This window comes from Kitasatospora sp. NPDC057542 (genome assembly GCF_042801945.1).
GTDB lineage: Bacteria > Actinomycetota > Actinomycetes > Streptomycetales > Streptomycetaceae > Kitasatospora.
The window spans coordinates 25,448-39,387 of record NZ_JBHVFE010000024.1 but is presented as its reverse complement, the minus strand read 5'-3'; the positions used below and the strand labels follow the sequence as shown (position 1 = coordinate 39,387).

Sequence of the window (13,940 nt, the reverse complement as noted above, 5' to 3'; positions counted from 1 at the left end):
GTCGTCCCCAACGGCACCGGCGGCGCCGGTACGGCCGCCCGTCCCGGCGGCGGCGCGGCCAACCCCGCTGCGGGCGGCGGGACCGACCGCCCCCAGGGCGGTGCGGCCGCCGCCTCGGGCGGCTCGGCCTCCGGTGGCACGGGCGGTGGCGGCGCGGCCAACCCGGCCCCCAACCAGCCCCCGGCTGCGAACCCGCCGGCGGCCCAGCAGCCCGCGCCGCCCCCGGCCGCCGCCAAGCCGCCGGCACCGGTCACCGTGATCGCCGGCCCGTACTGCTCGGGCGGCGGCCAGTACAAGATCAACGGCTGGTACGACCAGGGCACCAAGGGCTGGCGCAACAACTCGGGCGGCTACGGCGGCGACGGCTGCAACGGCACGTACGCCTCGATGCCGATGTCCGGCGACGCGAACAAGGACGACAACAGCAACTCGGTGGTCTGGACCTTCACCGTGGACAAGGTCAGCAGCTGCACCCTGTCCGTCTACATCCCGGCCAGCGGCGACGTGAAGCAGGTCGGCGGCAACCCCAGCTCCTACACCGTGCAGAGCGGTGGCGGCCAGATCGGCTCGTTCTCCATCAACCAGACGGCCAGTCGGGGCAGTTGGGTGAACCAGGGCCCGTTCTCCTACCGCGGCCCGATCTCGGTGACGCTGCACAGCCGCGGCCTGGACTGGTCGGGCAGCACCGAGACCTTCGCCCACCACGCCGCCAGCGCGGTCCGCGCCACCTGCACGGCCTGACCCCGCCCGCCCCCCTGAACCACCGAGCCCCGAACCACCGAACCCCTGAACCACCCCGAACCACAACGCCCCACGACGAAGGGAACCCCAGGCATGTCGCGCCCGGTGCTGACGGTCTGCGCGGAGCAGCGGGAGCCCGGCTCCTACCGCACGATCGGCGAAGCCCTCCAGGCGGCCCGCAGCGGCGCGGTGATCTCGGTCCGCCCCGGCCGGTACGACGAGAACCTGGTGCTCACCAAGGTGGTGAGCATCACCGCCGAGGACGTCCGGGGCAGCGTGCGGATCAGCCCCCGGCGCGGTTCGGTGGTCCAGGTGCTCACCGAGGCCGTCCAGCTCACCGGCCTGGTGCTCCAGGGGCAGGACGACGACCTGCCTGCCGTCGACGTCCCGCGCGGCCAACTCGCCATGCAGGACTGCGAGGTGATCGGCAGCGCGTGGACCGCCGTGCTCACCCGCCAGCAGGGCGAACTCGCCATGCGCGGCAGCCGGGTGACCAACCCGGCCGGCGCCGGGCTGGTGGAGACCTCCACCGGCACCAGCGTGATCGAGGACAGCGTCATCGAACACCTGGGCACCTCGGCCGTGGTCATCGGCGAGCGGGCCAACCCGACCGTCCGGCGCTGCGTGCTGCGCGACGCGCGCGGCAACGGCCTGTGCGCCAACGGCGAGTCGCGCGGCGTCGTCGAGGACTGCGAGATCTCCGCCACCGACAAGCCCGCCGTCGCCCTGGAGGAGCAGAGCAGCACGCGCCTGCTGCGCACCGAGATCCGGGACAGCGCGCTCGGCGTCTTCGTCGGCTCCACCGCCCGGGTCGTGCTGGAGGACTGCACCGTCACCGCCGTGCGCGGCCACGGCTACGTCCTCACCAACGGCACCGACCCGCTGCTGCGCCGCTGCCGCGCCGTCCGCCCCCAGGGCCACGGCCTGCACATCGCCGGCCGGGCCCGGGGCACCCTGGAGGACTGCGAGGTCACCGCCCCCGCCCAGGCCGGCATCCACGTCGGCGAGTCGGCCGGGCCCAGCCTGGTGCGGGCGGTGGTGCGCGACGCCGGGACCGACGGCGTCGACCTCACCGGGGAGAGCGCCGCCGAGTTCGACCGCCTGGAGGTCCGTGACGCGGCCGGCGTCGGCGTCGTGGTGCGCGACGGCGCCAACCCGCTGCTGCGCCGCAGCACCGTCACCGCCGCCGGCGGCCACGGGATCGAGGCGCTGCGCGACGGGCGCGGCCGGCTGGAGGACGTCACCGTCATCGACGCCGGGAAGCACGGCGTGCGGATCGCCGACGGCGCCAACACCTACCTCGGCGGCAGCCTGGTGCGCGGCAGCGGGTCCTGCGGGATCTCGGTCGGGGCCGAGGGCGTCGCCACCCTGCGCGACGTCGAGTCCACCGACAACGCCTTCGACGGGGCGAGCGTCGAGTGCGGCGGCGAACTGACCGCCACCCGCACCCGGCTGCGGACCAACCGGCGGCACGGGCTGCACCTGCTGTCCGGCGCCCGCGCCACCCTGACCTCCTGCCAGCTCGGCGACAACACCGTGGACGGGCTGCGCTCCGAGACCGTGGAGCCCGTCCGGCTCACCGACTGCGTGGCCGCCGAGAACCAGGGCTCCGGGCTGCGGCAGACCGAGCCGACCGACCGTCTCGCCGTGCAGAACCTCGACAGCCGGGACAACCGCTCGCCGGACGTCCACGGCTCGGCGGCGGTCGCCACCGCCGAGCCCGGCGCCGTGCCCGCCGCCGACGGGGCAAACGCCCCGGCCGAGGGAACCGCCGGGCCCGGCCCCGCCCCGGCCGGGCCGCAGGGCCCGCAGGCCGTCCTCCAGACCCTGGTCGGACTGGAGGGCGTCAAGGAGCAGGTCGCCACCCTGGTCAACCTCAACAAGCTGGCCCGCCGCCGCGAGCAGGCCGGGCTGCCCGCCCTGCCGATGAGCCGGCACCTCGTCTTCGCCGGGCCGCCCGGTACCGGCAAGACCACCGTCGCCCGGCTCTACGGCGCGATCCTCGCCGAACTCGGCGTGCTGCGCAGCGGCCACCTGGTCGAGGTCGCCCGGGCCGACCTGGTCGCCTCGATCATCGGCGGGACGGCCCTGAAGACCACCGAGGTGGTCAAGGAGGCCCTCGGCGGGGTGCTGTTCATCGACGAGGCGTACGCCCTGTCGGCGGGCTCCGGCGGCACCGGCCCCGACTTCGGCCGGGAGGCCATCGACACCCTCGTCAAGCTGATGGAGGACCACCGCGACGACCTGGTGGTGATCGTCGCCGGGTACGAGGCGGAGATCCGCGAGTTCCTGGCCTCCAACCCGGGCCTGGCCTCCCGGTTCAGCCGCACCGTCGAGTTCCGGAACTACAGCGTCGACGAGCTCACCACGATCGTCGAGCACGCCGCCGGCGGACACGGCTACGAGCTCGCCGAGGGCACCCGGGGGGCGCTCGTCGCGCACTTCGACCGGATGCCCAAGGGCGCCGACTTCGGCAACGGCCGGGCCGCCCGCAAGGTGTTCGAGGAGATGGTCGACCGGCAGGCCTCCCGGCTCGCCGAACTGGAGCACTTCGACAACGCGGAGCTCACCCGGCTGCTGCCCGCCGACGTCGGCGAACAGGCCGCCGCGGCCGCCGCCGGCGAGGAGCAGGCCGAGGAACCCGGCCTGCTCGACCGGCTGCGCGCCATGGTCGGCCTCGCCGCCGCCAAGGAACAGGTCGAGGACCTGGTGAACCTGACCCGGCAGACCCGGCGCCGGATCGAGGCCGGGCTGCCCGCCGCCACCATCAGCCACCACCTGGTGTTCTCGGGCCCGCCCGGCACCGGCAAGACCACCGTCGCCCGGCTCTACGGCGAACTCCTCGCCGAACTCGGCGTGCTGCCCTCCGGCCAGCTGATCGAGACGGCCCGGGCCGACCTCGTCGGCCGTTACATCGGCCACACCGCCCAGCTCACCCGGGACGCCTTCGAACGCGCCCGCGGCGGCGTGCTGTTCATCGACGAGGCGTACACCCTGACGCCCCGCAACGGCACCGGCGGGGACTTCGGACAGGAGGCGGTGGACACCCTGATGAAGCTGATGGAGGACCACCGCGACGAGGTCGTGGTGATCGTGGCCGGCTACCAGGAGGAGATGCGCGGCTTCCTCACCTCCAACCCCGGCCTGGCCTCCCGGTTCTCCCGGGAGATCACCTTCGACCACTACGCGGACGAGGAACTCGTCACCATCGTCCGGGTGCAGGCCGAGGCCGCCGGCTACACCTGCACCCCGGAGACCCTGGCCGCGCTCGGCACCCTGTTCGGCGCCGTCCCGCGCGACCGGTCCTTCGGCAACGGGCGGTTCGCCCGGCAGGTGCTGGAGGCGATGATCACCCGGCAGGCGGGCCGGCTGTCCCGGCTGGACGTGGCGGACCTCGACGAGCTCAGCCTGCTGCTGCCGCAGGACATCCCGGTCGAGCGGATCGGCAGCCTCGCGTGAGGCCGACGGCCCGCGTCCGGGCGGCCGCCGGGATGCTGGCCGCCGGGACGCTGGCCTCCGGGCTTCTGCTCCCGGCGGGCACGGCCGCGGCCGACACCCCCGACGCCCTGCCCGGCGTCAGCCAGCAGCGGCGCGACGCGAGCGGGCGGCCGGCCGGCTGCCTGGCACCGTCCACCAAGGGCACCCAGCTCACCCCCTGGCCGCAGACCTTCCTGCGGCCCGACCGGGTCTGGCCGCTCAGCCGCGGCGAGGGCGTCACCGTCGCCGTCCTCGGCTCCGGGGTCAAGGACGGCAGCGGCCTGCTGGCCGGGCGGCTCGACCTGGCCCCGCTGCCCGGCGGCCCCGACCCCGCCCAGGACTGCGTCGGCCACGGCACCTTCCTGGCCGGCCTGATCGCCGCCGACCAGCGCGACGGCGCGGGCTTCGCCGGCCTCGCGCCGCGCGCCCGGATCCTCGCCGTCTCGGTCACCAACGAGGCCGGGACCGCCTCGGCGGACCTGCTGGCCCAGGGCATCACCACGGCCGCGGAACGGGGCGCCCGGGTCATCGCCGTCGGGGTGGCGCTGCCGAACGGGACCGACGCCCTGGCGGCCGCGGTCCGCGCCGCGCGCGGCAAGGGCGCGCTGATCGTCGCCCCGGCCGCACCCGACACCACCCAGTCCGACACTTCCGGAACCGCCAAACCCGGCCCGGCCTACCCGGCGGCCTACCCCGAGGTACTCGCCGTCCGCGACCTCGCCCCCGGCGGCGCGCTTCCGGACGGCGCCTCGGCCGTCCTGGTCGGCGGCCGCATCGACCTCGCCGCCCCCGGCGACGCCGTCACCGGCCCCGGTCCCGCCCCCGGCGGCTACTACACCGGCGCCGGGCCCAGCTTCGCCACCGCCTTCGTGGCCGGCACCGCGGCCCTCGTCCTCGGCTACCGCCCGGACCTGACCGTCGACCAGCTGACCCAACGCCTGGAAGCCACCGCCTACCACAGCCCCGACCCGCGGTACGGCCACGGCACCGTCGACCCGGTCGCCGCCGTCACCCGCCTCGCGGTCCCCGCCACCGCGGCGCCGCCCACCGCGGCCGCCGCCCCCGCCATGCCCCCCATCCCACCCCCCAGTCACGCCGGCACCAGAGCGGGCCTCGTCGCCCTGGCCTCGCTCGCCGTCATCGCCCTGGTGGCGGCGGCCGGCGCAGTGGCGCCCCGGGCCCGCGCCCGAGGCTGGCGCCCGGGTCGGGCGGAGGAGGGCTGACGGGGCGGCGCCGTCGGCTGCCCGGGCCCGCCGGGGCGGGCCGGTCGGTCACGCGGGGCTGCCGCGCCGTCAGCCCTGGCGGTCGGCCATTCCGTCGCCGATGAGGGCGGCGAGTTCGAGGTAGTCGAGGCGGGCCCGGGAGCGCAGGGCGGCGGGGTCGGCGTGCGGGTGGGCCGGGACGGTGAGGGCGCCGCGGCAGCGGGTGCGGAAGTGGGGGAGGAGGTCGCGGTCGGCGATCGGGCGGTCGGTGGCCGGGGCGGGGGTGAAGACGGCGGCCGCCCCGCGGACCAGGCCGTCGTGGCCGAGGGCGGTGAGGTGGTCGAGGAGGGCGTCGGCGGTGCGGGCGCCGGCGGCGGAGGCCGGGGCGCAGAGAACCAGTTGGTCGGCGTGCTCGACGGCGGCTAGCTGGACCTCGGCCCCGGCGCCGGTGGTGTCCGCGAGGACCACCGGGTAGTGGCCGCCGGACTCGCCGAGGGCCTCCCGCAGGGCGGCCGGGTCCGGCCGTACGGACCGCAGCACGAGCCGGCCGCCCGGGCGGCACTCGCTCCCGGCGGACCCGGCGGTGGTGAGGACGAGCACCGGGTCGGCCCGGTGCTCGGCGAGCAGCGCGCCGAGGACGGTGACGGCCCCCTCGGCGGGGCCGCCCAGGACGGCGATCCGGTGGCAGGCCCGCAGCGGTACCCGGACACGTTCGAGCAGGCGCCGCCGCCGTGCCTCTCCACTGCCGGGCAGAGGGAGCAGCCGGGCGCGTGGGCGGTCCGTGCCGGGGCGCTGGGCGGGCGGGGCGGGCAGCAGGCCGGGTGCCGCCCAGGCGCCTTGGCCGCCGGGGGGCGGCTCCGTCGGGGGGACGGCCGGTTGCGGCGCCGCCGAGGTCGGCTCGACGGTCAGGTCCCGGGTGAACAACTGCCGCTCGGCGGGCGGGATCAGGACGGTGCCGAGTGGGTCGAGCGGGCTGCGGGGCAGCAGGGGGACCGGTTCGGGCCAGGCGGCCGGCGAGTAGTCGGGTGCGGCCGGGGTGGTGGTGCCCGCGCCCGCGGCGCCGTCGGAGAAAGCCATCGGATGACCTCCCGGTCCATGGTCCGCCGGACCGGTGCCTCCGGTCCGGCCGGCCCGTACAGCCGGGACTACGGCTGAAGGAGTGCCTCCGGTTCACGTGAACCACGTGCGGTGGAAGGCCCGTTGAGCGGGGCAGGGCGCACGGGGCGCCCCGTGTCACGTCGGGAGGCGCCTCATCGGAAAACCCTCTGCCCGACCGGCTACCGATCGGTACCGTCATTCGGTGGCACCCGGCGTCCGCCGAGTGCCACCGAGTCGGAAGGAGCGTGAGTCCCGTGAACGGGACGGGGGAGGGACGCGGCATGGCGGCGGACGGGCCGGAGGCGCGGGCGTTCGTCGCGGCCCTGGTGCGGGCGGGGGCGCCGAGCGTGTCCGGGCCGGCCGGGCTGGCGGTGCCCGAAGCGGCGGCGACGGAGGTGATCGCGGTCGCCCGGCGGATGGCGCTGCGCGCGGTGCCGGAGGGCTGGTGGCAGCCGCGGCCCGCTCCGGGGCTGCTGGGCATGGCGACGGCACTGGTGGTGGACGAGCACCCGTCGGCGCCGCACTGGTCGGCGGCCGAGCGGCAGCGGCTGGCGACCTGGGTGGCGGTGCTGATCGAGCACCGGGGTGAGGAGGGGGTGCAGGAGCTGCTCGGGGCGCTCACCGAAGGCTGACACCGCCGGGCCGTCCGGCGCTCGGCGGGGGCCGGGCGCCGAACGGGGCGGCGGCGGAACAGCCGCGGCTCACGGCCGCTAACGACCGGCCAACAGCGGCCGGCGCCCGCCAACGACGGCACTCGGGGTCGGGCCGGGTGTCTCGGATGGGGGCGTTGGCGGATCCTTGGTGCGGACTTGGCGGCCTCCGGCAGTGTGCTGTCGCAGCCACCGCCGGGCACGTCCGGCCGGTGCCCAGCCTGCCCTGCCCGTGCTGCGCCCCCCGCCCGACCTGAGAGGTAGCGCGTGTCGAAGCCGTCCGTCGCCCAGCCCACGTCCGTCACCCCGCCGTCCGAGGGTCCGGTGGACGCACCGGAAGGCGCCACCGTCCAGGCCCGTCCGACCCTCGACCCCGACACGCTCGCCGAGATCCACCGGCTGCACGGCGGGTACCTGCTGCGTGCGCTGCTGCGGGCCACCGGCGGGGACCGCGGCAAGGCCGAGGACATCCTCCAGGAGACCCTGCTGCGTGCCTGGCAGCACCCGGAGGCGCTGGCGGCCGGGCCGGAGGCGAGCCGGCCCTGGCTGTTCACGGTCGCCCGGCGGATCGCGATCGACCACTACCGGATGGCCGCCGCCCGCGCCAAGGAGGTGATCGGCGAGCCGACGGAGGACCGGCCGGTCGCCGACGACCCGTACGAGCAGGTGGTGGTGGCCCGGGACATCGCGCTGGCGCTGCGCCGGGTGCAGAAGCACCACCGCGAGGTGCTGGTCGAGCTGCACCTCAAGGACCGCTCGGTGCTGGAGGCCTCGGCCCGGCTGGGGGTGCCGCCGGGGACGGTCAAGTCCCGCAACTTCTACGCGATCCGGGCGCTGCGCCCGGTGCTGGCGGCGGAGCACGGGTACGCACCGGCGGAGCACGGGGCGGCCTCGGCCGCCCGCTGACGGGCCGGCCTGTTCCGGCAGCCCGCGGCCCGCCGCCCGGGCCGCCCGCGAGGCCTGCGCTTCCCGCCGCCCGGGCCGTCCGGTTCAGCCGTCCGTCGGCCGCTGGCCGGCGCGGAGGCTGAGCGACTCCTCCAGGCTGGTGGTGAACTCGCTGAGGTGGCCCGCCTGCCGGTCGTGCGCGCGGAAGCGGTCCAGCGCCGTGCGCAGCCGGCCGCGCACCTCCGGCTCCCGTCCCCGGGCCAACAGGTGGGCGGCGTAGGACTGTTCGGCCAGCGCGTGCAGGTACAGCAGGCCGGCCTCCTCGCAGGTGGCGAGCAGCCGGTGCCAGACGAGGTCGGCGGCGTCGTCGCGGACGGTCGGCGGGAGGGCCTGCGCCTCGGTCAGCAGTGACCAGAGGTGGACCTGGGTGACCGGTGTGGCCGGCAGCAGTTCCCGGGCCTCACGGGACCGGCGCCGGGCGCCCTCCAGGTCCCCGACGGCCAGGTGCACCCAGCCCTGGTGCACCTTGGCGTCGACCAGCCGCCGGCGGTCGCCGGACTCCAGCGCGAGCGCGGTGGCGGAGGCCGCCAGCCGCTCGGCCTCGGCGCAGTGGCCGAGCATCGCGGTGACCAGCGCCTGCGTGGCGAGCGCCCGGACGTGCGCGGACGCGGCCGCGGGGCCGGCCGCGGACGCGGCGGCGGCCACCGCCTTCCGGGCCGCCTCCGCGGACTCCTGCCGGCGTTCCAGCGCGACCAGCGCCTGTGCCCGGCAGTTGAGCAGCAGCGCGACCGCCACCGGGTCGCCGCACCGTTCGGCCGCCGCCTGTCCCAGCCGGGCGCAGGCGAGCCAGTCGGTGAAGCGGCTGGCGCCGTAGTAGAGCGAGCCGCAGGTCAGCGCGAGCCGCCAGGCGCGCGCCGGATCGGTGTCGGGGGACGCGATCAGGGCGGAGAGCGCCGGCTCCTCGGCGTCGAACCAGTCGAGCGCGGTGCGGATGTCGACGGCGGTCGGTAGGGGCTGCGCCGGAGGGGCGGGTGGGGCGGTGTCCTCCTGACCGGGGTCGAGGAAGAAGCCGCAGTGCCGCAGGGCGGCGAGGTAGTGGTCGGCCAGGCGCTCGCGGAGCAGCCGCCGGTGCTGTTCGGGCCGTTCGGCGAGCAGCCCGGCGCCGTACAGCCGGACCAGGTCGGTGCGGGCGTGGCGGCCGGGGGCGGTGCCGGTGAGCAGGTGGTGGGAGGCCAGCTCGCCGAGCGCCCGGTGGGCGGCGGCGGTGTCGCTGCCGAGCAGTGCGGCGCTCGCCGGGGTGTCCACCTCGCGGCCGGGGTGGGCGGCCAGGGCGGTGAGCAGTTCGGCCGCGGGCTCGGAGAGCCGGCGGTGGGTCAGCCGGAGCCGGCCCGCGACGGAGAGTGTGCCGTCGGCGTCCAGGGCGGCCAGCCTGGTCCGTTCGTCGGCGAGTTCGGCGACCAGCTCGGCGATCGTCCAGTCCGGCCGGGCGGCCAGCCGGGCGGCGGCGATCCGCAGGGCGAGCGGCAGGTGGTCGCAGAGCCCGGCGAGGCGGGCGGCGGCCTCCGGCTCGGCGCGCAGCCGCTCGGGCGTCAGGGCGCGCTCCAGCAGGTGCAGGGCGTCGTCCTCGGGCAGCGCGGCCAGGCGCAGCAGGGTGGCTCCCTCAAGGGTGACCAGGCCCTCCAGCGAGCCCCGGCCGGTGACCACGGCGGCGCCGGCCGGGCCTGCGGGCAGCAGGTCGGCGACCTGGTCGGCGTCGGCGGCGTCGTCCAGCAGCACCAGCAGCCGCCGGCCCCTGCTGCGTTCGCGGTAGAGCGCCGCCCGGGCGGCGCGCTCGGCGGGGACGCCGTCCTCCGGCACGCCGAGTGCCCGCAGGAAGCGGGCCAGGACGGCCTCCGGCAGGGCCGGGCCGTCCGGGGCGAGGCCGTGCAGCTCGGCGTGGAGCAGGCCGTCCGGGAAGCGGTCGGCGACCCGGTGGGCCCAGTCGGTGACCAGCGCGCTCTTGCCGACCCCGGCCGGGCCGACCACCAGCACCGGGCCGTCCCCGGCGCGGGCGGGCCCGCAGGCCCGGTCGAGTCGGGCCAGGTCCGTGGTGCGGCCGACGAAGTCCGGGTGGCGGCGGGGGAGTTGGCGCGGGACCAGTGGAAGCAGCGGCGCCGGTTCGGGACGTGGGGGAGCGGTGGGCGGCGGCTCCACCGCGCGGTCGTCGGCCAGCACCACGGCGAGCGCCGCCCGCAGCGCCGGGCCCGGGTTGATGCCCAGCTCGTCGTCCAGCCGCACCCGGGCCTGGTGGTAGGCGGTCAGCGCCTCGGCGGGCCGGCCCGCCTGGTGCAGGCAGCGCATCAGCAGCGCCACCAGCTCCTCGCGCAGCCCGTCCATCCGTACGCCCTGCTCCAGCAGCGGTACGGCCGACGCCCCGGTGCCCTGGCCCAGCCGCAGCCCGGCCCAGTGGAGGAGGGCGGCGGTGCGGGACTGCTTCAGCCGGTCCACCGCGGCGGCGCGCAACGGGGTGTCGGGCAGGTCGGCCAGGGCCTCGCCGCGCCACAGCCGCAGTGCCTCCTCCAGCAGCGCGACCGCCGCGGTGCAGGCGCCGAGCCCGGCCTGCCGGTCGGCCGCGCCGGTCAGTTCCTCGAAGCGCAGCGCGTCCACCGTGCCGGCCGGCCCGTCCAGCAGGTAGCCGGAGTCCCGGGTGTGCAGCTCGAAGGGGGTGTCGGCGAGCACCTTCCGCAGCGCGGCGACGTGCCCCTGCACGGCTGCTCGTGCGCTCGGCGGCGGCTGCTCGTCCCACAGCAGCTCGCACAGCTGGTCCACGGTGACCAGGTGCCCCAGCCGCAGCGCCAGCAGTGCCAGCACGGCCCGCCGCTGAGCACCCGCCACGCCGGTGAAGCCGTCTGCCCCGACCCGCAACTCCACCGGCCCGAGCAGTCGAATCCGCACCAGTACCCACCACCTCATCGCAAACCGCGCATCACACCCGAAGCGCTCACCGGCCCTCGGGGTGGAGCAGTGTAGTGCGAGAACATGTCCGGTCCAGTCCGGCAGTCGCTCCTGCCCTCGGTGGACGCCACGGGGCGGCCGAAGGTTGCACCGGAGGGGCGGCGGACCGCGACGGGTGGACGGGACCGCCCTGTCGTACCCCGCCGGTACGGTGCGGAGACGGGCCCGACCCGGTGTGAAGGGCCTGGTCGGCCCTATCCTCGAACCGGCCGGGGAGTCGTTGGCGGGGGAGGGGAACAGACGCGTGCACATCGATCTGCTCGGACCGGTGGTGGTGCGGCGGGAGGACGGGACGGCGGTGACGCCTTCGGCGCCCAAGCGCCGGGCACTGCTGAGCGCGCTCGCCGTACAGCTGAACCGGACGGTGGCCACCGAGGAGCTGATCGAGCTGGTCTGGGAGGGCTGCGCCCCGCCCACCGCGCGGGCCGCTCTGCAGGGCCACGTCGCGGCGCTGCGCCAGCTGCTGGACGGCCCCGGGCTGGAGCTCGGCACCCGTGGGTCCGGCTACCTGCTGGCCGGCGAGCCCGACCGGGTCGACGTGCTGCGCTTCGGCCGGCTCTGCGAGCAGGCGGGCGTCCTGCTCCCCGAGCCCGCCACCCCGACGGAGGGCGTCTCGCCGGACCCGGCACTGCCCCTGCTGCGCGCCGCGCTGGACCTGTGGCGCGGCCCGGCGCTCGCCGACTGCGGCTCCGCCCTGCTGCGCGAGCGGATGCTCCCGTACCTGACCGACCTGCGGCTGCGCGCCCTGGAGCGGCTGGCCGACGGCCTGCTCCGGGCCGGCCGGGGTGGCGAGCTGGCCGCCGAACTCGCCGAGGCCGCCGACGGCCACCCCGCCCGGCAGGCGCTGGCCGCCCGGCTGGTGCGCTGCCTGGAGCAGGACGGGCGGAGCGTCGAGGCACGGGAGTGCTACGAGCGCGCCGTGGCCCGGCTCACCTGGCCACCCGGTCCGGAACTGCGCCGGGCCGCCGCCCCGTTCGGCGCCCGGCCCGCCGCCGACCGCCGGTTCGTCGGCAGGAACGCCGAACTCGCCCGGCTGGACCAGGTGCTGCCCGCCGCACGGGACGGCCGCCCGATCCTGGTCACCGGCCCTGCCGGGGTCGGCAAGACCAGCCTGGTCCGGCAGTGGACGGCCCGGTGCGGCGACGCCTACTTCCCGGACGGCGTCCTCCGTGCCGAGCTGCGCGGCTTCGACCCGGACGGGCCGCGCGAACCCGCCGAGGTGCTCGGGGAGTTCCTCACCGCCCTCGGTGAAGCCCCGGACGCGCTGCCCGCCGAACCCGAGGACCGCGCCCGCCGCTACCGCGAACTGATCGCCGGCCGACGGATGCTGGTCGTGCTGGACGACGCCGCCTCCCCCGAGCAGCTCGTCCCGCTGCTGCCCGACCCGCCGGCCACCGACAGCGAGCCCGCCCCGGTCGCGATCGTCACCAGCCGCAGCCGGCTGCGCCACCTGCTGGTCCGCACCGGCGGCGTCCCGCTGCCGCTGGGCGGGCTCGGCCCCGACGAGGCCGCCGCCCTGCTCGCCCGCACCCTCGGCGCGGACCGCACGGCCGGTGAGCCGGAGGCGGTCGCCGAACTCGCCGAGCGCTGCGACCACCTGCCGCTCGCGCTGCGCCTGGCCGCCGCCCGCCTGGCCGCCCGGCCCGACTGGTCCGTGGCCGACCTCGCCGCTGAACTCGCCGACGAGCAGACCGGCCTGGCCGCCCTCTCCGGCACCGGCACCGGCCACGGTCCGCTCGGCCTCACCACCGCGCTGGACCGGACGTACCGCACGCTGGCGCCCGACGCCGCCCGGCTGTTCACCCTGCTCGGCCTGCACCCCGGCGCGGAGATCGGCACCGACACCGCCGCCGCCCTCGCCGACCTCCCGCCCGCCACCACCCGCACCCTGCTGACCAGGCTCGACGCCGTCCACCTGCTGGAGGAGACCAGCCCCGGCCGGTACGCCCGGCCCGAGCTGGTCCGCCGTCACGCCGCCGCGCAGGCCGCCGAACTCACCTGTGACGAACGGTTCCTCGCCCTCGACCGGCTGATCGCCCACTACCTCGACGTCACCGCCGGCCGGACGGCTGCGAGCGCGCAGGCCGGCGGCGGCGCCCGGGTGGCGGCCTGGTTCCGCCGCGAGGAGAGCGCCCTGCGCGCCGTCGTGCTCTGCGCCGAGCAGTACGGGCGGACCGCCGAGGCCTGGCAACTCGCCCACCGGACCAGCCTGCTGTACGAAACCACCGGCCACGACCGGACGAACTGGCGGGCCGTGGTCGAGGCCGGGCTGCGCGCCGCGCACGCGGACCGTGACGAGGCGGCGGTCGCCCGGCTCGCCACCGACCTCGCCGTCCTGCACATCGACCGCGGGGCCCACCGCACCGCCGCCGACCAGCTGGAGCTCGCCGTCGGGGCCGCCGACCGGGCCGGCGACGCGGCGCTGCGCCACCACTGCCGCAGCCGGGTGGCCGCCGCCCTGCTGCGGGCCGGCCGGTACGAGCGGGCGGTGCCCATGCTCGGCGACCTGGTGACCGCCGCCCGTACTCCGGCCACCGACCACCTGCTGGTCCGCTCGCTCACCGACCTCGCCGACGCGCTGGTCCTGGCCGGCGACCCCGGGCCCGCCCTGCGCCGCGCCGACGAGGCGGTGCGCGCGGCCACCGCCCGCTCGGGCGGCGCCGAGGCCGTCCTCGCCACCCACAGCCGGGCCCGCGCCCTGCACGCCCTCGGCCGCCGGGACGCCGCGCTCTCCTCGGCCCGGCTCGCCGTCGCCCTCGGCCGCACCGTCGGCGATCCGGCCCTGGAAGCCCGCTCCCACGGCCTGCTCGCCGACCTGCTGGACGCCCTCGGGCGCACGGTCGAGGGCGCGCAGGAGAGACGGCTCGGGTAGGGATCCGTCGGGCCGGTGGCG

8 protein-coding genes are annotated in these 13,940 nt (G+C 77.3%); 6 read left to right on the top strand and 2 right to left on the bottom strand.

The window, feature by feature from the left end; translation table 11 throughout:
* The 3 genes from ACFU7Y_RS05570 to ACFU7Y_RS05560 all read left to right on the top strand — a co-directional run.
* On the top strand, positions 1-741 hold a 741-nt coding region (locus ACFU7Y_RS05570; RefSeq protein ID WP_380766563.1), incomplete at its 5' end, for a hypothetical protein.
* Between the two features lie 93 nt (positions 742-834).
* Complete coding sequence (locus ACFU7Y_RS05565; protein ID WP_380766562.1) at positions 835-4,200, top strand: right-handed parallel beta-helix repeat-containing protein; 3,366 nt, start codon at positions 835-837, stop codon at positions 4,198-4,200.
* Positions 4,197-5,441 (top strand): S8 family serine peptidase, encoded by a 1,245-nt coding sequence (locus ACFU7Y_RS05560; RefSeq protein WP_380766561.1) that lies wholly within the window; start codon positions 4,197-4,199, stop codon positions 5,439-5,441. Before ACFU7Y_RS05565 ends, ACFU7Y_RS05560 begins: the two co-directional genes overlap by 4 nt.
* A gap of 69 nt (positions 5,442-5,510) precedes the next feature.
* Here ACFU7Y_RS05560 and ACFU7Y_RS05555 read toward each other — a convergent pair whose 3' ends face one another.
* Positions 5,511-6,497 (bottom strand): MinD/ParA family protein, encoded by a 987-nt coding sequence (locus tag ACFU7Y_RS05555; protein WP_380766560.1) that lies wholly within the window; start codon positions 6,495-6,497, stop codon positions 5,511-5,513.
* 275 nt (positions 6,498-6,772) lie between these two features.
* On the opposite strand from ACFU7Y_RS05555, the gene ACFU7Y_RS05550 reads away from it, so the two are divergent.
* Positions 6,773-7,150 carry a hypothetical protein gene (locus ACFU7Y_RS05550; RefSeq protein ID WP_380766559.1) on the top strand — a complete coding sequence of 126 codons (378 nt, stop codon included), beginning with the start codon at positions 6,773-6,775 and terminating at the stop codon, positions 7,148-7,150.
* Between the two features lie 285 nt (positions 7,151-7,435).
* Positions 7,436-8,074 (top strand): sigma-70 family RNA polymerase sigma factor, encoded by a 639-nt coding sequence (locus ACFU7Y_RS05545; protein ID WP_224285637.1) that lies wholly within the window; start codon positions 7,436-7,438, stop codon positions 8,072-8,074.
* A gap of 84 nt (positions 8,075-8,158) precedes the next feature.
* Here the strand turns inward: ACFU7Y_RS05545 and ACFU7Y_RS05540 are convergent, their stop codons facing one another.
* Positions 8,159-10,987 (bottom strand): BTAD domain-containing putative transcriptional regulator, encoded by a 2,829-nt coding sequence (locus tag ACFU7Y_RS05540; RefSeq protein ID WP_380766558.1) that lies wholly within the window; start codon positions 10,985-10,987, stop codon positions 8,159-8,161.
* A gap of 304 nt (positions 10,988-11,291) precedes the next feature.
* Between ACFU7Y_RS05540 and ACFU7Y_RS05535 the strand changes: the two genes are divergently transcribed.
* Complete coding sequence (locus ACFU7Y_RS05535; protein WP_380766557.1) at positions 11,292-13,919, top strand: BTAD domain-containing putative transcriptional regulator; 2,628 nt, start codon at positions 11,292-11,294, stop codon at positions 13,917-13,919.
* Positions 13,920-13,940: the final 21 nt, after the last annotated feature.

Bases quoted from the DNA above. Each gene is read 5' to 3' on its own strand.
- ACFU7Y_RS05565 (WP_380766562.1), top strand. From the start codon at position 835: ATGTCGCGCCCGGTGCTGACGGTCTGCGCGGAGCAGCGGGAGCCCGGC.
- ACFU7Y_RS05555 (WP_380766560.1), bottom strand. From the start codon at position 6,497: ATGGCTTTCTCCGACGGCGCCGCGGGCGCGGGCACCACCACCCCGGCC.